Below are 1,954 nucleotides of genomic sequence, written 5' to 3' on the forward strand. Positions count from 1 at the left end.
TGGACGGCTGGCTGCCCGGCGCTCCCACCGCCCATCTGCGCAGCGGCGCCGAGATGGCTCGCCTGCACCGTCGGTACCCGCAGGCCGTGGCGACGGCGGCCGCACTCGGGGCGGAGTGCGCGTTCGACCTGGAGCTCATCAAGCCGGAGCTGCCGCCCTACGACGTACCACCCGGGCACGACGAGGCGTCCTGGCTGCGCGAGCTCGCCTACCGGGGCGCGGAGCGGCGGTACGGCCCCCGGACGGGCAACACGAAGGCCTGGGAGCAGATCGAGTACGAGCTGGAGATCATCATCCGCCTCGGCTTTCCCGGGTACTTCCTGGTGGTCTACGACATCGTGGAGTTCTGCCGCACCCACGGGATCCTCGCGCAGGGCCGGGGGAGCGCCGCGAACTCGGCGGTCTGCTACGCCCTGGGGATCACCGCGGTGGACGCGGTGAAGTACGGCCTGCTGTTCGAGCGGTTCCTCGCCGAGGCCCGCAACGGGCCGCCGGACATCGACGTCGACATCGAGTCGGTGCGGCGTGAGGAGGTGATCCAGCACGTCTACGACAAGTTCGGGCGCAGGCACGCGGCGCAGGTCGCGAACGTCATCTCCTACCGCCCGCGCTCGGCGGTGCGCGACGCCGCCCGCGCGCTCGGCTACGACATCGGGCAGCAGGACGCGTGGACCAAGTCGATCGAGCGCTGGGGGACGCTCAAGCCCCGGGCGACCCCGCCGCAGCCTGCCCCGCAGAACCGGACAGCGGCCAAGGACGCCCGGATGACGGCGCTGTGGGGGCCGGGCGACGCGGCGACCTTCGTGGACGTGCTGGCGCAGGAGGCGCGCGCCGCGGGCGAGCCCCGGGAGCGCGCCGACGACACCCACGACGTCGTCCCGTTCCGCACGCCGCCGACGGCGGCCGAGGAGGGTGAGATCCCCGACGACGTGCTCGACCTGGCCGACCGGATGCTGCGCCTGCCCCGGCACCTGGGCATCCACTCGGGCGGCATGGTCATGTGCGACCGCCCGGTGATCGAGGTGGTCCCCGTGGAGTGGGCGCGCATGGAGGGCCGCACGGTGCTCCAGTGGGACAAGGAGGACTGCGCGGACGCGGGGCTCGTGAAGTTCGACCTGCTCGGCCTGGGCATGCTGACCGCGATCCGGTACGCGTTCGAGTTCGTCGAGGAGCACACAGGTGAAGTGCTCACGCTGCACGAGCTGCCGCAGGACGACGAGCTCGTCTACGACCTGCTGTGCGCCGCCGACACCGTGGGCGTCTTCCAGGTGGAGTCCCGCGCCCAGATGGCGACGCTGCCGCGCCTGAGACCGCGGAAGTTCTACGACATCGTCGTGGAGGTCGCGCTCATCCGGCCCGGGCCCATCCAGGGCGGGTCGGTCCACCCGTACATCGAACGGGCCCGGAAGCGAGAGAAGGTGACCTATCCGCACCCGCTGCTCGAGCCCGTGCTGAAGCGCACCCTCGGCGTGCCGCTGTTCCAGGAGCAGCTCATGCAGATGGCCATCAAGATCGCCGGGTTCACGCCCACGGAGTCCGACCAGCTCCGGCGAGCCATGGGATCCAAGCGGTCGCAGGAGCGCATGGAGGAGCTCCGCGACCGGTTCTACGCCGGGATGGCGGCCAACGACGTCGAGCCCGACAAGCAGGACGAGATCTTCGAGAAGCTCAAGGCCTTCGCCGACTTCGGCTTCCCCGAGTCGCACGCCTACTCCTTCGCGCACCTCGTGTACGTGAGCTCGTGGCTCAAGGTGCACCACCCGGCCGCGTTCTACGCGGGACTGCTCGCGGCCCAGCCCATGGGGTTCTACTCGCCGCAGTCCCTGGTCGCCGACGCACGCCGGCACGGGGTGCGCGTGCTGCGGCCGTCGGTGACGGCATCCCGGGTGCTGGCGAGCGTGGAGCAGGTGCCGGGCACCGCCCCGCCCGGCGGCGACGGCGGACCGGAGGCCGG

At 71.6% G+C, this 1,954-nt stretch carries 1 protein-coding gene; it reads left to right on the forward strand.

Annotated elements, in window-relative coordinates:
• Positions 1 to 1,954: DNA polymerase III subunit alpha (dnaE, locus tag PROKR_RS16355; protein WP_169736448.1), on the forward strand; the 1,954-nt coding region annotated here is incomplete at both ends.

The organism is Promicromonospora kroppenstedtii DSM 19349 (assembly GCF_000515355.1).
Classification (GTDB): Bacteria; Actinomycetota; Actinomycetes; order Actinomycetales; family Cellulomonadaceae; genus Promicromonospora; species Promicromonospora kroppenstedtii.